The sequence below is a fragment of the Rhizobium sp. KDH_Rht_773_N genome, assembly GCF_052946295.1.
In genome coordinates this window covers 3,048,711-3,066,935 of the sequence record NZ_CM129525.1, presented here as the reverse complement: position 1 = coordinate 3,066,935, position 18,225 = coordinate 3,048,711, and the positions used below count along the sequence as shown (strand labels likewise).

The following is an 18,225-nucleotide window of genomic DNA, read 5'->3' as shown; positions in this document are numbered from 1 at the left end:
TTGGATAGTTACTTCAGATGGTGAGAAACGAAGTAGGTCTCCTCCACGATCTCACACGTGTTGAGTGCCAACCAGCACACGGCGGCAAACTGGTATGGATTCCTATAACTGTCAAATAGAATAACTGGTAATATGCATAACAAATTTGGTATATCGTTAAAAAGTATTACTTTTGATGGAGCGCAGTGGGGAGGCTGCAACCATGACGATCATCTCGGAGCCCCTTTCGTTGGACCATGTCGACATTAACAGCGACAATTTTGGCGATGACGGCCTTTTGCGTGCGGGACTTAAGCTGAATCACCTGCGTATGATTGTCGCAATCGAAGATAGCGGGCAGATTTCGGCCGCCGCCGAGGTGCTGAACATATCGCAGCCGGCGGCCTCCCGAATGCTGTCGGATATGGAATCGATCGTGAAGGCTTCGCTCTACGAGCGGGTGGCCCGCGGCGTGACGCTGACGACCTTCGGAGAGGCGCTCGCCAGGCGCGCGCGCAAGATCCTTCTGGAGCTTCGCGAGGCCAGCCGCGAGATCGGCGAATTGAAGAGCGGCAAGGGCGGCTCGGTCTTCATCGGCGCCGTCACGGCCCCCGCCATGAGCCTCGTCGTGCCCGCCATCCACACGGTGCGCAAGACCTTTCCCGGCATCGAGGTCTCCATCCAGGTGGAGACCAGCAACGTGCTCGCGCGCGAGCTTCTGGCCGCCCGCCACGATTTCATCATCAGCCGCATTCCCGACGACCTCAATCCGCGCCTCTTCGAAGTGCGCGAGATCGGCATCGAGAAGGCCTGCCTCATCGTGCGCAGCGGCCATCCCCTGTTAAAGAGGAAGGAGCCGAGCGGCCTCGAAGAGGTCAGGAATTACGACTGGGTGTTCCAGCCGCCCGGCACGCTGCTGCGCCGCACGATCGAGGATATCTTCCTGTCGCGCGCCGTGGAACTGCCGCAGAACGTCGTCAACACCTCGTCCCTGCTTCTGACCTGCGCCATCGTCTGCGAGACGGATGCGATCGCCCCGGTTGCCGTCGATGTCGCCCATTTCCTCGCCTCGCAGAGTTCCAACGCTTCCGACGTGCGCATCCTGCCGATCGATTTCGAGATCAACGTCAAGCCCTACAGCATGATCACCGTGCGCGAACGCGCCCTGCCGCCGAGCGCGCGGCTGCTCTACGACCTCATCCTGCAGGAGAGCGTGCGCCAGTCCGAAACCTGAAATCCAGCCCGGCGCCACCTTGGCGCCGTCTAATGCGCCGCTCGAAAAGGAAGGCGCATGCTGTTCGGACAATCGATATTCCAATCCGTTCTCGAACGGCTGAAAGCGGAAGAGGACGCGGCCGGCGAAACGGAAGAACCGGCCGTCCACCGCGTCTCCGGCTTTCCGACCGGCCTTGCCTTCGATGTGATGGAAGGCGTCTCGGCCGCTTCACAGCGTGTCGGCGAAGCCTATTTCGACAATCTCGGCCCCGAGCCTTCAGCCGAGGCGCCGCCGGCGCCCGCCCCCTCGCCCGAACCGGTCATGCCGGAACATCTCGCCCGCATCGCCCCGGAGGAGATCGCCGCCGAACTGGCGCTCTCTCCGGCCGACAGCCAGCAGGTCCTCAACGAGAAGCGGCGCGCCTTCGCCAGGGCCAACCACCCCGATCGCGTCGCCCCGCCTTTCCGCGACAATGCGAACAGGCGCATGATGATCGCCAACCTGCTGATCGACGAGGCCATGCGCCGCCTGCCGCGCAATTAGCGCCTTTCGGGCCGCAACGCGCGGGCGCTCCCGGCCCGCACCTTAAACGTGTCCGATTCCAGAGTTTCACGCGTCGATGGCATATAGTTCATCAGCTTTTGGTGCCGGCAGCGGCGTCATTTTTCCAGCACGATAGCCCCTGCCTACTCCCTTATTGGTAGATACCAGCGCAGTTTAGCGAAATTGAACGCAATGCAACCCCTTGTAACATAGGCGGATAAAAATGTTATCGAAGGGACCTGCGTCATGACATCCTCACAAGATCCGAAACTGCCGCGCAACAGCGCGCGCAGGCACTTTCTGGGCGTCGTTGCGGCCGCCGGTACGAGGCTTGCCGGCGTGGCGGCCCTGGCGACGGCCATTTCCACCTCGCCCGCCCATGCGCTGGGTCGGCTTTGGGGGCACGGCGGCTCCGGCGGGCATGGCGGTTCGGGCGGCAACGGCGGCTCGGGCGGGCATGGCGGCCCCGGCGGCGGCGGCAATGCGCAATGTTTCCTGCGCGGCACGGCGATCCTCACCGATCGCGGTGAAAAGCCGGTCGAGGACCTGCGCATCGGCGACCGTGTCGCCCTTGCCGGCGGCGGCACCCGCCCGGTCCGGTGGGTCGGCCGCCAGGTCTTCAGGAAAAGCGGCCAGCGCTGGCAGCAGGGCGTCGTGCCGGTCCGCATCCGCCGCCATGCGCTGGATGCCCGCACGCCCCATGCCGATCTCTACCTGTCGCCGGACCACGCGCTGTTCCTGAACGGCGTGCTGATCCGCGTGAAGGATCTCGTCAACGGCACCATCATCGCCCCGGTCGTCCCGGCAGACGGGGCTTCGGTGGAATATTACGGCGTCCTGCTCGATGCGCATGACGTCATCCTGGCCGAAGGGGCCGCCGCCGAAAGCTACCGCCTTCTGGAAAGCAGCCTCGAAGCCTTCGCCAATTTCGCGCAATACCGGCGCCTCTACGGCCAGGAACCCGCCGCGATGGCCTCCTTCGCGCCGGTTCTGGGCGAGGAAGGCGGCTGGAAGCACCTGAAGGCGCTGCTCCTGCTCGGCGCTTCGCCGCTGGTGCCGATGCGCGATCCGTTCGCCGATGCCTGCGAAAAGATCGACGCGCAGGCAAGCGAACTGTCGCGCTGACACAGCGCGGGCCTTGCCCGCCTTCGCAGCGCAGGTGCCGGTTACCTCTGCCGCAGCGCGGCGCGCATCCCCCTGGATCGCGCCGCCTCTCGCCTATTCGGCCTTCTTTTCCCCTTCGTTTTCCGGCCCGTCCCCGTCCTCCTCGTCGGGCGTGACGGCGGCCGCCGTCTCCGGCGGCTTCGGATCGAAAGTCCAGATCAGCATATAGAAGGAATAGGCGCCGGCGCCGAGCGCCAGCACGCCCCAGAACGGGTCGCCGCCGATGAATTCGAAGATGCCCCAGCCGAAACAGACCACGACGATGGCAACGCGCACCCAGAGGTGCCGGTAGGCCGGATGGTTGGGATCGATCAGTTGCATCTCATGTCCGTTGTCGCAATTCGGTCACTTGTCTTTAGGATGGATTTCACAAATGTGAAAGGCCCGCGGACTTGACGCGGCCATTGGAAAATGGAATGAAAATTCCAAACTTATATCAATTCGGTTTATTTGTTCCGAATAAAGGGAGGCAGTAATGACAGTGAGATTTGGTCTTCTCGGCGCCGGCCGCATCGGCAAGGTCCATGCGAAAGCCGTCAGCGGCGATGCCAATGCAAAGCTCGTGGCCGTCGCCGACGCCTTCCCCCAGGCTGCCGAAGCAATCGCGTCCGCCTATGGCTGCGACGTGCGCAGCATCGAGGCGATCGAGGCCGCCAAGGATATCGACGCCGTCGTCATCTGCACGCCGACCGATACCCATGCCGACCTGATCGAGCGCTTCGCGCGTGCCGGCAAGGCGATCTTCTGCGAAAAGCCCATTGATCTCGACGTTGCCCGCGTCAAGGCCTGCATCAAGGTTGTCGAAGAGACCGGCGCCAAGCTGATGGTCGGCTTCAACCGCCGCTTCGACCCGCATTTCATGGCGGTGCGCAAGGTCATCGACGAAGGCCGGATCGGCGATGTCGAGATGGTGACGATCACCTCGCGCGATCCCGGCGCCCCGCCGGTCGATTACATCAAGCGCTCGGGCGGCATCTTCCGCGACATGACGATCCACGATTTCGACATGGCCCGCTTCCTGCTCGGCGAAGAGCCGGTTTCGGTCGTCGCGACCGCCGCCGTGCTCGTCGACAAGGCGATCGGGCAGGCCGGCGATTACGACAGCGTCTCCGTCATCCTGCAGACCGCTTCCGGCAAGCAGGCGATCATCTCCAATTCGCGCCGCGCCACCTACGGCTACGACCAGCGCATCGAGGCGCACGGCTCCAAGGGCGTCGTCTCGGCCGAAAACCAGCGCCCGGTCTCCATCGAAGTCGCCAATGCCGACGGCTACACCCGCCCGCCGCTGCACGATTTCTTCATGACCCGCTATACCGAAGCCTATGCCAACGAGATCGCCAGCTTCATTTCGGCAATCGAGAAGGGCTCGAAGATTTCGCCCTCCGGCGCAGACGGCCTTGCGGCGCTGGCGCTGGCCGATGCCGCCGTGCAGTCCGTCAAGGAAGGCAAGCTCGTCAAGATCGGCTGACCGCCCTCTCCCGACGGTCGCCACCATGAGATGGCCGGGTCCCTGCCCGGCCATTTCTCGTTTTGTGAGATGCCGGTAGGGGAAAAGAAGAGTGCGACGGTGACTTTCCCCTTCGCCCCATCGGGGAGAAGGTGGCCCGAAGGGTCGGATGAGGGGGCCACAACCGCCGACAGAGATTTCTTTAAGTATTTGTTATAATATCGTTTTAGGCGGTGGAGAAAACTGATAGCTCGGACCGGTCAGCTTCGTGTCCGCGGCCCCCTCATCCGCCCTTCGGGCACCTTCTCCCCGATGGGGCGAAGGGGGAACCACTAATCCCCGCCCTGAACCCCCGCCACCACGATATCCTCGTCGATCACCGACAGCGCCCGGTTCAGGTGCCCCTCGAACACCAGGTTCTGCTCGTCGGCCACCACCCGCAATTCCGGCATGCCCTCCATGCGCACGATATGCGACTGGCCGAGCCCTTCCTCGATCCCCTGCCGCAGCAGGTCGTAATAGCGGGTTCCCGGCCCGGTAATGGCGATCGGCATGCGCTCCGTCAGGCTCAGCATGCGCGACAGGCCGTTGCCGAGCGCCAGCCCCGCCTGCCGGAAGGCGAAGCCGGAAATGCGGTGGCCCTGCCGCGCCCTTGCGGCGATCTTGTCGAGCTCCGCCACCGGCACGAACTTGGCCGGGATCGTGTCGAGCGGCACTTCGAAGGCGGTGCGCAGGATGGCGTAGAAACCGGCATGGGCTTCGATGCAGCCGCGCGAGCCGCAGCGGCAGAGGCCGCCATTGGCCATGTGCAGCATATGCCCGAAATTGGGCGCGGAGACCTCGTGCCCGCCGTGGCTGCCGCGCCGGACGATGCCGAGCCCGATGCTGTGGCCGAGCGAAAGGGCCGCCAGCGCGCGGAAATCGCCGCCCTTGACGTTTTCCTCATGCGCGCCGAGCGCGGCCGCCACCAGCAGCGTCTCGTTGTCGAGGATGACCTTGGCCGGCCATTCCGGCTTCAGCGCCGATTCGAAATCGATCTGGTCGCTGCCGAAGATCGGCGACCAGACGAGGACCGGCTCGGTGGAATTGACCAGCCCCTTGCTGCTGATGGAGATGAGCAGCACCTTTTCGCGTTCGATGCGCGAGCGCGACAAGATGCGGTTCAAGCCTTCCCGCACCCCGTTCACGAAGCGGCCGGCGCCGTCCGGATCGTGCGAGCGCTCCTCGCTGAACCGGTCGATCAGCTTGCCGGCATAATCGACGAGCGAATATTGCACGGCATCGGACGAGATGATGACGACGATGAGATAGCCGCAGTCGCGCCGCTGGCGCAGAAGCACGCGCGGGCGCCCGCGCCCGCTGGCCGCCTGCTGCTCGGATTTCTCGATGATCTGCGCCTTTTCCAGATCGGCGGTGATCGCAGAAACGGTCGCGGAGGACAGCCGCGTGAAATCGGATATCTCGGTATGAGCCAGCGCTCCGTGACGGCGAAGGGTGGCGAGCACAAGCACGCTGTTTCTCTGCCGCACGAGCTCCGTGCTCGACTTGGTCAGCATCTGTCGGCCGCCTCTTCCCCGTTCGTTCCGCCCCTTATTGCCACAGCATCTCCGGGGGCCTTTCGTCAAAGGAAATTAAGCCGGTAGTGCGGTGTTGACAGTTGAAAAAATCTCTGACACTAAATTTCTCGACTGTCGAGAAAAAAATCCGAACCTTTCTGGACAGGCTTTCGCGGTGGCCGGAGGAGGCTGATGCTGGGCCGGCTGCAATTCACTCGGGAGGACATTATGAAGTCTATTTACAAGCTGATGGCAGGCGCTGCCATTCTCGTTTCGCTGCAGTCCGCAGCCATGGCAGCCGACCTCGTCGTCGGCGTTTCCTGGTCGAACTTCCAGGAAGAGCGCTGGAAGACGGACGAAGCCGCCATTAAGAAGGCCCTCGAAGCCAAGGGCGCAAAGTATATTTCCGCTGACGCGCAGTCTTCGGCCGCAAAGCAGCTGACCGACGTCGAATCGCTGATCTCCCAGGGCGCCAACGCCCTCATCATCCTCGCCCAGGATTCCGACGCGATCGGCCCGGCCGTTGAAAAGGCCGCCAGCGAAGGCATCCCGGTCGTCGGCTACGACCGCCTGATCGAAAATCCGGCTGCCTTCTACATCACCTTCGACAACAAGGAAGTCGGCCGCCTGCAGGCTCAGGAAGTCTTCAAGGCCAAGCCGGAAGGCAACTACGTCTTCATCAAGGGCTCCTCTTCCGATCCGAACGCCGACTTCCTCTTCTCGGGCCAGATGGAAGTGCTGAAGGCGGCAATCGACGCCGGCAAGATCAAGAATGTCGGCGAAGCCTATACCGACGGCTGGCTGCCGCAGAACGCGCAGCGCAACATGGAGCAGTTCCTGACCGCCAACAACAACAAGGTTGACGCGGTCGTCGCCTCCAACGACGGCACGGCCGGCGGCGCCGTTGCCGCTCTCGACGCCCAGGGCATGGCCGGCTCCGTTCCGGTTTCCGGCCAGGACGCCGACAAGGCGGCTCTCAACCGCATCGCTCTCGGCACGCAGACGGTCTCCGTCTGGAAGGACAGCCGCGAGCTCGGCAAGCGCGCTGCCGAGATCGCCCTCGAACTCGCCGGCGGCACGACCATGGACAAGATCGAAGGCGTCCAGACCTTCGAAGGCGGCCCGAAGAAGGTCAAGATGGAATCCATCTTCCTCAAGCCGCAGGCCATCACCAAGGACAACCTGAACGTCGTCATCGACGCAGGCTGGATCTCCAAGGCCGAAGCCTGCCAGGGCGTCAAGGCCGGCACCGTCAAGGCTTGCGACTGATCCTCGCCGGCTGACTGGAAAGACCGGCGCCGCAGCGGCCTCCGCTGCGGCGCCGGATGCGGATGAAGCCCGCCTGTGCATGCTTCTCCGTCCTCGCGCGCACCGCGGATGCTTTGATTCCCTGCCAGAATAGTGCCGTCGTGATCGGCTATTTTCGGAAGCGTCCCGGTGGTCACATCAAGAACAGGGCGATCGCCGGCAGCTTTCGCAAGCAGGCCCGCGCCCAAACAAATGGGGGAAACGGCAAACCCATGGCAGACATCACCCAATCGACAACGTCAGGCCCGCGCACGGCAGTGGAAGGCCCCTTCACGCGCTTCCTGCGGGCGACGGAAATAGATACCCGCCTTCTCGGCATGATCGGCGCGCTGCTGGTCATCTGGGTCGGCTTCCATTTCTATACCGGCGGCCTGTTCCTCACCCCCAGAAACCTCTGGAACCTCTCGGTCCAGACGACGGAAATCGCGGTTCTGGCGACCGGCATGGTGCTGGTCATCGTCACCCGCAACATCGACCTGTCGATCGGCTCGATCCTCGGCTTCGTCGCCATGATCATGGGCGTGGTCCAGGCGCAGTTCCTGCCGCAATATCTGGGCTTCGACAATTCCTTCACCTGGGTGATCACGCTCGTCTGCGGCCTTCTCGTCGGCACCGCGATCGGCCTGTTCCAGGGCGTCATCATCGCCTTCATGGGCGTGCCCTCCTTCATCGTCACCCTCGGCGGCTTCCTCGCCTGGCGCGGCCTTGCCTGGTATGTCACGAGCGGCCAGACGGTCGCGCCGCTGGACACCACCTTCCGCATCATGGGCGGCGGCGCCGAAGGCGCCATCGGCGCCACCTGGAGCTGGGTCATCGGCGCGGTCGCCTGCGTGCTGATCGTCGTGTCCATCATCGGCTCGCGCCACCAGCGCCGCCGCTTCAACTTCCCGCGCCGCCCGCTCTGGGCCGAATATTTCCTCGGCGTGCTCGGCTGCGCCATGGTGCTCGGCGCCATCTGGGTCTCCACCATCTATTACTGGCCGCCGGCAATTGCCAAGCGTTACGCCGAAGCCAACAACATTCCCGTGCCGGAAGGCGGCCTGATGATCCCCTACGGCATTGCCGTGCCGGTGCTGATCGCCATCCTCGTCGGCATCGTCATGACCTTCATCGCCACCCGCCTGCGCTTCGGCCGCTATGTCTTCGCCATCGGCGGCAATCCGGAAGCGGCCGAGCTTGCCGGCATCAAGACCCGCTGGGTCACGGTGCGCATCTTCGCGCTGATGGGCTTCCTCGCAGCCGTCGCCGCCGCGATCTCGACGGCCCGCCTCAACGCCGCCGCCAATTCGCAGGGCACGACCTACGAACTCTACACGATCGCGGCAGCCGTCATCGGCGGCACGTCGCTTGCCGGCGGCACCGGCACGATCGCCGGCGCCATGCTCGGCGCGCTCGTCATGCAGTCGCTGCAGTCGGGCATGGGTCTCGCCAATGTCGACACACCCATCCAGAACGTCGTCGTCGGCGCGGTGCTCGTCATTGCCGTCTGGCTCGACACCGTCTATCGCTCCCGTGCGAAGTAAGAGGAGTACGAACCATGGCTGAACAACGCACTCCCCTTGTGGAACTGAAAAACATCTCGATCTCCTTCGGCGGCATCCACGCGGTCGACAATGCCTCGGTCGATCTCTATCCCGGCGAAGTCGTGGCCCTTCTCGGCCATAACGGCGCCGGCAAGTCGACGCTGATCAAGATCCTCTCCGGCGCCTACAAGCGCGACTCGGGCGAAATCCTGATCAACGGCGAACCGGCCGACATCCGCAACCCGCGCGACGCCAAGAAATTCGGCATCGAGACGATCTACCAGACGCTCGCCGTCGCCGATAATGTCGATGCCGCCGCCAACCTCTATCTCGGCCGCGAGCTGAAGACCCGCTGGGGCACGCTCGACGACGTGGCGATGGAAGCCTCCGCGCGCGAGGTGATGGGCCGCCTGAACCCCAACTTCAAGCGCTTCAAGGAGCCGGTCAAGGCATTGTCCGGCGGCCAGCGCCAGTCGGTGGCCATTGCCCGCGCCATCCTGTTCAACGCCCGCATCCTCATCATGGACGAGCCGACGGCAGCGCTCGGCCCGCAGGAAACGGCGCAGGTGGGCGAGCTCATCAAGCAGCTGAAGAAGGAAGGCATCGGCATCTTCCTCATCAGCCACGACATCCACGACGTCTTCGACCTCGCCGACCGCGTCTCGGTGATGAAGAACGGCCAGGTCGTCGGCCACGCCCGCACCGAGGACGTGACCAAGGACGAGGTGCTCGGCATGATCATCCTCGGCAAGGTGCCGCCGAAAGCCATTCCCGGCCCCGGCGCCATGCAGCTCTGATATCCGGCAGCTGTCCGGCAGGAGGCTCCGCCGCCCGCAAGGGCCGGCGGAGTTTTCGTGTCCGCCTCAGCCAGCGCCCGCCGCATCACCGGCAAGGGCGGCAAGCCGCGCCAGCCGCGCAGGCTCCTCCTTCGCGAAGGCCGCATTGCCGGACAGGACGCCATGCGCCCGCGCCGCAAAGTGCCGCGCCTGCGCCGTCGCGCCCTTGAGCGCATGGCATTCCGCCAGTTCCTCACAGACGTAGGGCGCGGCGTCATTGGCCGCATCCGCAAGCCGCACGACCTCCTCCGCGAGCGCGATCGCCTCGTCCAGCCGCCCCAGCGCCCGGAGCGTGCGCACGACGGCATAACGCGCCACCTTCAGCGTCTGCGCATTGCCGGAAGCCTCGCGGATCGCCTCGTCGCGCCGGAAGGCGCCGAGCGCATCGTCGAACCGCCCCGCCTCGAAATAGGTCCAGCCGAGATTGTGGTGCAGCATGCCCCGCCAATGCGGGCTCGCCCCATGCGCGTCGATATAGTCGAGCGCCACGGCCACCCAGCGCTCGGCCGCCTCGACATCGGAAGCGATCGCCAGCATATGCGCCGCATCGACCGCCAGATTATGATCCCCCGCCCGCTGCGCCAGCTCCCATGCCTCGCCAAAAAACGGCAAGGCCCGAGAAGCCTCCCCGGCACTGTTGAAAAGCCGCCCCCGCTCGATCGCAATCCAGGCCCGCGCCCCCTCCTCCGCCCCGGCCTCGGCAACCGCCCCGTCCAAAATCTCATGCCCCAGGGCAAAATTCCCCGAAAGCCCCGCAAACCGCGCCCGCCGCGCCAGATCGAAAACCGCCTCGCCCACGAATCCCCCGATAAAACCAAACCAAACGAGGAAGCTTTTACCCCCAGCCCATCCCCTTGAAAACACCGCAGCACGCCGCAAGGCCGAATTTCGCCAACTTGGCGATTGAAGCAGAGCCAAAGCTAGGCTAAGAACCACGACATCGGACGACGAGTCACATCGTCAGGCATGCACCCGTAGCTCAGCTGGATAGAGTGTTGGATTCCGATTCCAAAGGTCACAGGTTCGAATCCTGTCGGGTGCGCCACTGACCTGTAGTGCTTGGCATCAGCGTGCGCCAGATTGGCAACAACATGCGCTGTGCTTGGCGTCAGCGTACACCGGCTTCCAGAAAATTGAATGAAAACAATGAAAGCGCCATCTTCGTGCCAGTGGTACTGGGCGCTTCTGGATCCGAAGGTTTCCTAGCGAAGTCGCGCTGGAGGCAGGTGCTCACCGCTCCGCAACGCTTCTGCGCACGGCTGGAGGCCCGCCATCAGCCGTGGATCCTGCCCAATTTTCCCTCGCGATCTCCCGGCTCGAAGAAAGGACTGAGTCCTTGCAGTATGGATCGCCTGGGTTGGGAGCCTCGAAAATTTTTTCAAGAATATTTTGGCGTCTTCGTGGGACGAACCGCAGATCTGATACCTATCATTACTTGCCTAACCATGAAGTCTATTTAAGAAAATTTTGCATCGACCGCGGGATCACTCAGATTTGGCGGAGAATAAATCCTTATATCGGCGATTTTTACAAGAATATCTTTGGCATCGCTTGATGCTTCTGGATTCGGCTGCGAATCCCTGTTCGGCCGGACCGTCTTGACAAGAATTCCGGGCGACGTGTGAACCTACGATAGTCGCCCGTCATGGCATCCCGGCTCGAACTTTCCTAGAGGATTCGACTCTGAATCCCCTGGGAGGCAATTTAGCGAATCTAAAGAGGCTTCATTCCCTTTTGTCCCTCAGAACCTCGGCTTCCTCGCCCGCTCCCCTGCCAGATACGCTTCGAAGCGCGGCAACCTGAACGTCCAATTCGCACAGATCCCGCATGCAAGGCATATGGATGTCATCTTCGAGGGAGGCCTCTCTGTGTCGCTCGCATTCGATCAAGGATTTGGCGCCTGGCGGACACCGCGCAGTGGCGCGAACATCCGCCATGACTTCTCGGCGGCGCTTCCTCGCCAAGCGAATGCACTTTCACGTCTTTCGGTTCCTTTGACTCGCAATGGACATGGCCCAACATACATCGTGGTATCGCGGACAAAGTGAGGAGAAAAGTCCCCGGCACACTGTCGGGGGATCCTGTAGCTCACGCGCATCTTGCGAGGAAAACGCGTTCCTTATTTTTGGGCCGCGGATTCGGGAGCTGGCCGTCGCCCACGACTTCCGGCTAAGTTGTAAATGTCTCGAAGACGTTCAGAAGAAGGGACTCGATGTGGCTAGCCACCATGTTCGGCCCCGTCTTCAAGCTGTTCGGATGCCCACATCCGTTCCGGAGCCTGAGCGCCTTCTGCAGCTCATCCTTAACATTCTTGCCAATGACACCGATCGGCACCAAACGCTCAAGGAAATCCGACTCACCCATGCGTGTAAGTCCATCGGCGTTTACCGCATCCTTCCACTTCGCATTCACCGACTTCGCTTCTTTGTTGAATGCGGCAAGGTGATGTGTGACTACCTCGTGGTACAGGACGTCCACCGCAGCGATCCATGACATCACGATGGCGGATCGGTGCAGACCGGCCTCGTAACAATTGATTGCTTCCTCGACAAACGCCCGCGTAGTCTGGTTCTTGATCTTCTCGAGATGCGCTCGGAGATCAACAGCGATCCGCACCACACCAGGACTGGCCGACACTATTCCCATGGCCTGAAGGTGGGCCTTCCCGGACTGGGAAAGCTCCCACCCTGTTGGCATCCGGAGAGCTAGGCCGCCACTTCTACCGAGAATGTCGGAGAGGTTCCATTTTTTCGGAATACGGAACCCAGCTTCCACGGCGCGATTGCGGATCTCGTCGAGCTTTCCAGGAGCATCGAATGATCCTAGGATCAACAGTAGCTTTTCACGGCTGCTCAGGTCGCGGTGGAGCCAGTTCTTTAGGGTTTCCTTGTCAATCAAGCTGACCAACCAACTGATCGTAGGTTGCCTTGTTCAGCGAATAGACGCCGTCCTTGATCTGATTGAACTTGGATCCGACCAGGGTGGTCAACGCCTTACTGAGGTTCCCGGACATGGAATCCTTGTAGTGCATGGTCGCCTTCTTCATCGTATCGAGGAGTTCGGATCGGGTGAAGGTTTCCTTTCCTTCGTAGATTTGCAGTGAGGCGGCCGCAGCGACTGCTACTTCACTCCCACTCTTCGCACCCAAGGCCGATGCGATACTGTTGACATGAAGCATCTGTTTCGCCCCACCCTGCTGAGGTTGTTCGACATACGTGGGCGCACCATGTTGCTGTGAATGCGCCCCGTCACCTCCCTCGGCGAGCACAGGAACCTTGAAAAGGGTCTCGATGTGCGAGAACAATTCCTTGATGTCAGCGACGGCGAGTTCTGTCTCGCCTTCGTATTCGAACTCTACAGGCCCAGCTTTGATGCGGATTTTGGCAGTCATTCCTACGTCTCCAGCCCTAAAGCGACATGACGTGTTGAGTCCTTGAAATAAGTCAAGGCGATGAGCGATTTAACAATGACGAATCCAATACTATTGATAGGCATCTTCCGATTGTGCAGAGGCCGCAGCGGATTCTATCATGCCATTTACTATTGCGCGTTGGGCACTAACCGCTCTTCGACGATCAAGAGGAACGGGAAGCATTCGGACGTGAATCCCGAGCTAGCCCAACCGCAGCAAGATGATCCGGCAGTCCTGACCGATTTCGTTTCCGCGCGATCTTGTTGCGGGCGTGCCGAGCGGACGGGTTTCGCTATGAGGCGGCTTGGAGGTTCTTGTCGAGTGCCTCTGGGCACTTCAGGCAACTTGTGCGGTCGTGCGCATCCATGACCTTCCCAGCGGTTCGTAGGACAACGAGGTCAGCCTCGAGCAATTCCCGACGTTCACTTCTTATGAGAGACGTGGAATCGATCTGGAAAGACTGGTATCGCTCAGTTTGCGCTGATGCCAAGCAGATACCGGGCACGTGCAAGCTCATAGGAAATTCGTCGTCTGATTGCCTTGCGGAGGTTTTTCAGCTGCTGCGCGATTGGCTTACCCAATGTCCCCATCGTTTTCGATGCGCGTTTGGCATAGGTGGCGAAAGTCCAAGGGCCTTCGCGCTCTCGGTCATGATCAAGACATCCGCCTTGACCGCTTCCGCCAGCGTCCTTGGAACGATTGTCGGCCCGATTGCGGCCGCATCGGAGGCAAAGCTTTCCGGGTCGCGGGTCGTCGCGACGGATAGCTCGACGCCGCTTCGGGCAAAGGCCCCGGCAATGGCGTGGCCGATCCTGCCGAAGCCGATAATTGCGTAGCGCATGGATTTTCTCCTTCAGTCCGCCAGCCCTGCCGCGCCGCCAGGCGCAGCAGGGCGCAGCGCCTCAGAGCTGGGCAAGGCCGCCGTCGACGGCGACTTCGCTGGCGGTCATGAAGCTGCTGTCCGGCGAGGCGAGAAAGGCGGCCGCCGCGCCGATCTCGGCCGGATCGGCCATGCGCTGGAGCGGCGTCATCGCGGCGAAGACCTTCTGGCCCTCCTCGCCCAGCGCCTCCTTGGCGAGTTCGGTCGCCGTCGCTCCGGGCGACAGCACGTTGACGCGGATGCCGGTGCCCTTCAGGTCCTCCGCCCAGCTTCGCGCGAGGTTGCGCACCGCCGCCTTGCTCGCGCTATAGGCGCTGAACGCCGGCGCGCCCGTGGTGCCGGCGCTTGATCCCGTCAGGATGATGGAACCGCCAGCCCCCATCAGCGGCAACGCCTTCTGGACGGTGAAGATCGTACCCTTCACATTGGTATCGAAGGTCTCGTCGATATGCTCGGCGGTGATCTGGCCGAGCGGCAGCGGGCTTCCCGCCCCGGCATTGGCAAAGACGATGTCGAGCGTTCCGCGCTCGGCCTTCACCGCCGCATAGAGCCGGTCGAGGTCGTCAGGATCGGAGACCGAGCCCTTCACCGCGCGGGCGTTCGGCCCGAGTTCGGCGACAGCGGCATCGAGCGCCTCCTGCCGCCGGCCGAAAATATAGACGAAGGCGCCTTCCTCGATGAAACGCTTCGCCGCCGCGCGGCCGATGCCGGTCGCGCCGCCGGTGATCACGGCGGTCTTTCCATTCAGTCTGGTCATGCTGTGCTTCCTCTGTTGGGGTTGCACTGACCTAAGAGGGTGATTACCTAGCCACAAGTATGCACCATTTGGTAAGTATGGAAAAAAATGAGCGAATCCTCCGACAACTGCGAAACCTCTCCCAACTGCGGCCTCGGCTATTCCCACGGCCTCGCCGTCACGCTTCGCATCATCGCCGGCAAGTGGAAGCCGCTGATCCTCTATTTCCTTCTCGATGGTCCGAAGCGGTACGGCGAGCTGAAACGCGCGATCGAGGGCGTCAGCGACAAGGTGCTGATCCAGCAGCTGAAGGAGCTGGAGGCCGACTGCGTGCTGGTGCGCACCGACTATCACGAAGTGCCGCCGCGCGTGGACTACACGCTGACCCCGCTCGGCCGCAGCCTGGCCGCCGCCATCGTGCCGCTCTGCACCTGGGGAACCCAGAACATGGCGCAAGTGCAGCTCATCTTTGCCGGGCGCGACGCCCAGCTTGCGCAGGATGCCGGATGAGCGCGAGGCCGGGCTGCCCTCCGAATCCGCAAATGGCCGCACCGCGCAATCAAGCGGCCGGCCCTGCGATGAATATGCGATAGATCAGGCGTTTTCGGGAGCTTCGATGGTGACGCTGCTGATCTTGTTCTTATTGGCGAACAGGAGCACCAGAAGCGCGATCCAACCGATGATGGGAATGAAGAGCAGAACGATGAACAGGAACCAGTTGAACGGAATCTTCTTGTTCATGACGATGATGTGTCCCCGGTCCATCACGGTCTGATAGCCTTGGGCAGCATATTTCTGGACGGCCCCAAACAGTTCGGCCTTGCTGCCGACCTTGATGTGCTGGGGTTTTGGAGAACTGCCGCGAGATGCCAGAAAGATGACGACGGCAACAATGGCGATGAGAATCAGCCAGTGGAATAGAGAAAAGCTTCCCATAACGAGACCTCTCGGAAAGATTTATAGACGGGTGAGTAAAACGAAGGACGGGCGATTGGACGGAACGTGCGGGCAGTCGGATTTACCAGAGCCGGCACCCGCTTAGTCCTGATGCTTGCCTTTGGCGTCGGAGCTGCCTGTGCATTCGGCGAGGGAAAGGGTGAAGCGGCGGCATCACAGCGTCACACGCTGTCTCGGCGGCACGGCATTGACTTGCGATCGCGCGGCCAGTTTGGGAGGCTTTTCATATCCGAACAGCCATTTCACAAATCCGCTGTCGGCAGCAGGTGAATCGCTCGCGGACTGGTCATAGGCCGGGTAAATCATAGCAGAAACCAAAATAACTGCCGAAAGGGCCGGCAGGGTGAGCTTAAGAATAGTATTGACCTCGACTTTCGGCTTACGCCATCGAAGTTACTAATCGGAATACCTCTTCGGTTATCAAAATCTGCAACTTTTGCAAGTATGTTCTCGCCGCGTCACTGCCGGTTGGCTATCGACTGACTGCCAATCTATTCAACTTCCTAATCCGAATGAAAGATTACCAGCGCACATCCGAAATCATCGGATCGCGAAACCTACTTGGCGTCCGGGCGCCGGCGATCCCTCTCTCCGCCCCGTCCGGCAAGCACCACACCCATTCCGCGCCCCACCCTCCCCGTGGCACGCCTCTTGCGTGGTTAACAATACGCCATCCCATCGGGAGTATTGTGTCATGGAATGGGACACTCCAATCGAATTCGATCCCGTGATCCTGATGTTTCACAATCCGGACAGGGTCCTGTCCGTGCGCACGGCGATCGGGGCGGCCAATGTGCTGATGACGGAATTCCCCTGCGATGACGGGGAGGAGTTTCTGGCGGCGATCAAGATCTGCCTGGATGTCGTGCAGGGCAAGGCCGACCCGGAAGACCTGAGAGCGGCGATCATTCGCGCCGCCGCCGAGGCCGGCATTACCGCCATCGCCGTGCTTCATTGATCTGCCCGGCCGTTCCCCGGACCACCGGGGGCGGGAACCGCCCCCTTGCCGGGTCTTGGTTTCCGCGCCCGCTGCGGCCCAACGCCCGGATTTCGTAAGCGCCGGCCTTCGCCCGCCCATTTCGTAAGCGCGTTTGCCGAACGAATTCAGCATCTTGACGCTCGCGCTTACGAACTTACGAAATTGCGCCCCGTCTCCCACTCCCATAGGAATAACGGATCTCCACCTGTGTTTCGCCATATTTTCGTAAGTCCGTAAGCGCTTCGATAAACCGTTGAAACCGTTAGGCAAACACGCTTACGAAGTTTGCGTGTGCAATCGTAAGCGCCGTAAGCAGGCAGGTGGTGCGGCGGCGGTGCGGCTGAAAAATCTAATAGTCGCGCCCGCGCCTTTGCCAGCCGGACTCGAATGCGATGCGGCCGTCCTCCCAGCGCGCCCAGGGCTTGCCGCTGATATCGCCGCGAATATAGGCGCGCACGGAATCGCGGCCGCGATTGGAAACCACCGCCTGCGGTTCGAAGCCGAGCCCGACAAGCGCCCTGTGCAGGTTGGCGCGCCATCCTGCCGGCAGGCGGCTGGCATCGGCGCTGCCGCCGGTCAGCAGCCGGCGGATGTCGGCGCAGGGCACCATCATGTTGCCGGCAGGGATGAGGTCGCGGATGATCTCGTAGGTGGGGCCGAAATCCGTCACACCCTTGTGCAGCGCCTCAAGATCAGCCTGCAGGGCCTCGTCTTCCAGCCACAGCGGCTCGTGCTTGTAGATGGTCATGACCTCGGCCCAGATCTGGTCGCGGTCGGCGCGGATGGCCTCGATGTCGATCGACGTCGGCTTGACCGGCCACCAGCGGCGGTTGCCGGTCGTATCGGTCAGGAATTCGTCGGCATTGGTCGTGGCGTAGAACACGAACTGGCGCGGCACGGCCTCGACCCGCTGCTGGTAGGCGCCGCGTGCCGTATCCTCGCGGACCGTGATGAACTTCTTGATCGCCTCCACCTCCCGGTTCGTCCGGCCGGCAAGTTCCGCAAGCTCGACGATCCAGCGCCCGCGCGTGTTCTCGATCACCTCGCGCGCTCCGTCGCCCACCGTCACGCCGTCCGTCACCCATTCCTCGATCGGCACCAGCGCCCGGCCGAAGGACGATTTTCCAAGCCCCTGCCGGCCCTGCAGGGTCAGCACATGGTCGAACTGGCAGCCCGGCTGGAAGACGCGCCGGGCGAGCGCCGAGAGCCACTTGCGCGCAAAGGCGCGGTTCAGCGCCGTGTCCTCGGCGCCGAGATAATAGGTCAGGAACGTATCGACGCGCCGCAGCCCGTCCCATGCCGGCAGCGACGACAGCCAGCCCCGCACCGGATGATAGGGATGCCGGCCGGCGACCTTGTCGATGACGGAATTGATGCTGGAAACCTTCGGCGTCAGGCCGAAACCTTCCAGCCATTCCACCGCTTCGGCAAGGTCGTTGTTGCCGACGGGCCGCGGGCTCCAGGCGCCCTGCCGCAGATCCCACGGCGGCCGGCGCAGCAGCATCGTCTGGCCGCTGAATTCGTCGAGCGCGAGCATTCCCTGCGCGTCCGGATGCTGTTCCAGCATCACCGTCCAGTTGAGCGTGAGGGCAGGAAGCGGATTGCCCTTGCCGTTCGTCATGAGCATGGCGAGCCAGTCGTTTTGCGGGGCTTGGGCGGTCACAGGCGGCATGGGATTTTCCGTGCGGG

General features: G+C 62.3%; 17 protein-coding genes, 1 tRNA gene and 1 pseudogene. 10 read left to right on the top strand and 9 right to left on the bottom strand.

Annotated elements, in window-relative coordinates; translation table 11 throughout:
* Positions 1-202 precede the first annotated feature (202 nt).
* The 3 genes from ACU8HS_RS15125 (at position 203) to ACU8HS_RS15115 (ending at position 2,863) form a co-directional block, all read left to right on the top strand.
* Positions 203-1,213: a LysR family transcriptional regulator gene (locus tag ACU8HS_RS15125; protein WP_112572699.1), complete on the top strand. Its 1,011-nt coding sequence runs from the start codon at positions 203-205 to the stop codon at positions 1,211-1,213.
* A 57-nt stretch (positions 1,214-1,270) separates the two neighbouring features.
* Positions 1,271-1,738: a hypothetical protein gene (locus ACU8HS_RS15120; protein ID WP_112706025.1), complete on the top strand. Its 468-nt coding sequence runs from the start codon at positions 1,271-1,273 to the stop codon at positions 1,736-1,738.
* 246 nt (positions 1,739-1,984) lie between these two features.
* On the top strand, positions 1,985-2,863 hold the full coding sequence (locus ACU8HS_RS15115) for a Hint domain-containing protein (protein ID WP_447014650.1): 879 nt from the start codon (positions 1,985-1,987) through the stop codon (positions 2,861-2,863).
* A gap of 93 nt (positions 2,864-2,956) precedes the next feature.
* Here ACU8HS_RS15115 and ACU8HS_RS15110 read toward each other — a convergent pair whose 3' ends face one another.
* Positions 2,957-3,223: a hypothetical protein gene (locus ACU8HS_RS15110; protein WP_112706023.1), complete on the bottom strand. Its 267-nt coding sequence runs from the start codon at positions 3,221-3,223 to the stop codon at positions 2,957-2,959.
* 154 nt (positions 3,224-3,377) lie between these two features.
* On the opposite strand from ACU8HS_RS15110, the gene iolG reads away from it, so the two are divergent.
* On the top strand, positions 3,378-4,370 hold the full coding sequence (gene iolG / locus ACU8HS_RS15105; RefSeq protein ID WP_112572708.1) for an inositol 2-dehydrogenase: 993 nt from the start codon (positions 3,378-3,380) through the stop codon (positions 4,368-4,370).
* Between the two features lie 311 nt (positions 4,371-4,681).
* On the opposite strand, the gene ACU8HS_RS15100 is transcribed toward iolG, so the two are convergent.
* Positions 4,682-5,905 (bottom strand): ROK family transcriptional regulator, encoded by a 1,224-nt coding sequence (locus ACU8HS_RS15100; RefSeq protein WP_447014649.1) that lies wholly within the window; start codon positions 5,903-5,905, stop codon positions 4,682-4,684.
* Positions 5,906-6,133: 228 nt separating this feature from the next.
* Here ACU8HS_RS15100 and xylF point away from each other — a divergent pair, with 228 nt between their 5' ends.
* From xylF to ACU8HS_RS15085, 3 genes are all read left to right on the top strand, one after another.
* On the top strand, positions 6,134-7,174 hold the full coding sequence (gene xylF / locus ACU8HS_RS15095) for a D-xylose ABC transporter substrate-binding protein (RefSeq protein WP_447014648.1): 1,041 nt from the start codon (positions 6,134-6,136) through the stop codon (positions 7,172-7,174).
* A 251-nt stretch (positions 7,175-7,425) separates the two neighbouring features.
* Entirely contained in the window at positions 7,426-8,736 is a 1,311-nt protein-coding gene (locus ACU8HS_RS15090; protein ID WP_112572775.1) for a sugar ABC transporter permease, read from the top strand.
* Positions 8,737-8,750: 14 nt separating this feature from the next.
* Positions 8,751-9,533: an ATP-binding cassette domain-containing protein gene (locus ACU8HS_RS15085; protein ID WP_112572712.1), complete on the top strand. Its 783-nt coding sequence runs from the start codon at positions 8,751-8,753 to the stop codon at positions 9,531-9,533.
* Between the two features lie 66 nt (positions 9,534-9,599).
* Here the strand turns inward: ACU8HS_RS15085 and ACU8HS_RS15080 are convergent, their stop codons facing one another.
* Positions 9,600-10,184, bottom strand: a complete 585-nt coding sequence (locus ACU8HS_RS15080) for a hypothetical protein (protein ID WP_447014647.1) — start codon at positions 10,182-10,184, stop codon at positions 9,600-9,602.
* Positions 10,185-10,540: 356 nt separating this feature from the next.
* Between ACU8HS_RS15080 and ACU8HS_RS15075 the strand changes: the two genes are divergently transcribed.
* Positions 10,541-10,617: transfer RNA gene (locus ACU8HS_RS15075), tRNA-Arg, on the top strand.
* A gap of 1,124 nt (positions 10,618-11,741) precedes the next feature.
* On the opposite strand, the gene ACU8HS_RS15070 is transcribed toward ACU8HS_RS15075, so the two are convergent.
* The 4 genes and pseudogenes from ACU8HS_RS15070 to ACU8HS_RS15055 all read right to left on the bottom strand — a co-directional run bounded on the left by ACU8HS_RS15070 (position 11,742) and on the right by ACU8HS_RS15055 (position 14,621).
* The gene (locus tag ACU8HS_RS15070) at positions 11,742-12,470 is read right to left on the bottom strand and encodes a hypothetical protein (protein ID WP_447014646.1); all 729 of its coding nucleotides are present in this window, start codon (positions 12,468-12,470) and stop codon (positions 11,742-11,744) included.
* Positions 12,463-12,963 (bottom strand): hypothetical protein, encoded by a 501-nt coding sequence (locus tag ACU8HS_RS15065; RefSeq protein WP_447014645.1) that lies wholly within the window; start codon positions 12,961-12,963, stop codon positions 12,463-12,465. Before ACU8HS_RS15065 ends, ACU8HS_RS15070 begins: the two co-directional genes overlap by 8 nt.
* A gap of 670 nt (positions 12,964-13,633) precedes the next feature.
* Positions 13,634-13,825, bottom strand: a pseudogene (locus tag ACU8HS_RS15060) (NAD(P)-binding domain-containing protein); the annotation flags it as partial.
* 61 nt (positions 13,826-13,886) lie between these two features.
* Complete coding sequence (locus ACU8HS_RS15055) at positions 13,887-14,621, bottom strand: SDR family oxidoreductase (protein ID WP_112572719.1); 735 nt, start codon at positions 14,619-14,621, stop codon at positions 13,887-13,889.
* 87 nt (positions 14,622-14,708) lie between these two features.
* On the opposite strand from ACU8HS_RS15055, the gene ACU8HS_RS15050 reads away from it, so the two are divergent.
* Entirely contained in the window at positions 14,709-15,110 is a 402-nt protein-coding gene (locus ACU8HS_RS15050) for a winged helix-turn-helix transcriptional regulator (protein WP_112757162.1), read from the top strand.
* Positions 15,111-15,194: 84 nt separating this feature from the next.
* Here the strand turns inward: ACU8HS_RS15050 and ACU8HS_RS15045 are convergent, their stop codons facing one another.
* Positions 15,195-15,536 carry a hypothetical protein gene (locus tag ACU8HS_RS15045; protein WP_112572723.1) on the bottom strand — a complete coding sequence of 114 codons (342 nt, stop codon included), beginning with the start codon at positions 15,534-15,536 and terminating at the stop codon, positions 15,195-15,197.
* A gap of 715 nt (positions 15,537-16,251) precedes the next feature.
* On the opposite strand from ACU8HS_RS15045, the gene ACU8HS_RS15040 reads away from it, so the two are divergent.
* Positions 16,252-16,515: a DUF982 domain-containing protein gene (locus ACU8HS_RS15040; RefSeq protein ID WP_112572725.1), complete on the top strand. Its 264-nt coding sequence runs from the start codon at positions 16,252-16,254 to the stop codon at positions 16,513-16,515.
* 370 nt (positions 16,516-16,885) lie between these two features.
* Here ACU8HS_RS15040 and ACU8HS_RS15035 read toward each other — a convergent pair whose 3' ends face one another.
* Complete coding sequence (locus tag ACU8HS_RS15035) at positions 16,886-18,208, bottom strand: virulence-associated E family protein (protein WP_112759480.1); 1,323 nt, start codon at positions 18,206-18,208, stop codon at positions 16,886-16,888.
* Positions 18,209-18,225 lie beyond the last annotated feature (17 nt).

Excerpts from the sequence above, each read along its gene's own strand:
- ACU8HS_RS15045 (WP_112572723.1), bottom strand. The coding sequence starts at position 15,536 with ATGGGAAGCTTTTCTCTATTCCACTGGCTGATTCTCATCGCCATTGTT.
- ACU8HS_RS15100 (WP_447014649.1), bottom strand. The coding sequence starts at position 5,905 with ATGCTGACCAAGTCGAGCACGGAGCTCGTGCGGCAGAGAAACAGCGTG.
- iolG (WP_112572708.1), top strand. The coding sequence starts at position 3,378 with ATGACAGTGAGATTTGGTCTTCTCGGCGCCGGCCGCATCGGCAAGGTC.
- xylF (WP_447014648.1), top strand. The coding sequence starts at position 6,134 with ATGAAGTCTATTTACAAGCTGATGGCAGGCGCTGCCATTCTCGTTTCG.
- ACU8HS_RS15120 (WP_112706025.1), top strand. The coding sequence starts at position 1,271 with ATGCTGTTCGGACAATCGATATTCCAATCCGTTCTCGAACGGCTGAAA.
- ACU8HS_RS15115 (WP_447014650.1), top strand. The coding sequence starts at position 1,985 with ATGACATCCTCACAAGATCCGAAACTGCCGCGCAACAGCGCGCGCAGG.
- ACU8HS_RS15085 (WP_112572712.1), top strand. The coding sequence starts at position 8,751 with ATGGCTGAACAACGCACTCCCCTTGTGGAACTGAAAAACATCTCGATC.
- ACU8HS_RS15055 (WP_112572719.1), bottom strand. The coding sequence starts at position 14,621 with ATGACCAGACTGAATGGAAAGACCGCCGTGATCACCGGCGGCGCGACC.
- ACU8HS_RS15050 (WP_112757162.1), top strand. The coding sequence starts at position 14,709 with ATGAGCGAATCCTCCGACAACTGCGAAACCTCTCCCAACTGCGGCCTC.
- ACU8HS_RS15090 (WP_112572775.1), top strand. The coding sequence starts at position 7,426 with ATGGCAGACATCACCCAATCGACAACGTCAGGCCCGCGCACGGCAGTG.
- ACU8HS_RS15035 (WP_112759480.1), bottom strand. The coding sequence starts at position 18,208 with ATGCCGCCTGTGACCGCCCAAGCCCCGCAAAACGACTGGCTCGCCATG.
- ACU8HS_RS15110 (WP_112706023.1), bottom strand. The coding sequence starts at position 3,223 with ATGCAACTGATCGATCCCAACCATCCGGCCTACCGGCACCTCTGGGTG.
- ACU8HS_RS15125 (WP_112572699.1), top strand. The coding sequence starts at position 203 with ATGACGATCATCTCGGAGCCCCTTTCGTTGGACCATGTCGACATTAAC.
- ACU8HS_RS15040 (WP_112572725.1), top strand. The coding sequence starts at position 16,252 with ATGGAATGGGACACTCCAATCGAATTCGATCCCGTGATCCTGATGTTT.
- ACU8HS_RS15065 (WP_447014645.1), bottom strand. The coding sequence starts at position 12,963 with ATGACTGCCAAAATCCGCATCAAAGCTGGGCCTGTAGAGTTCGAATAC.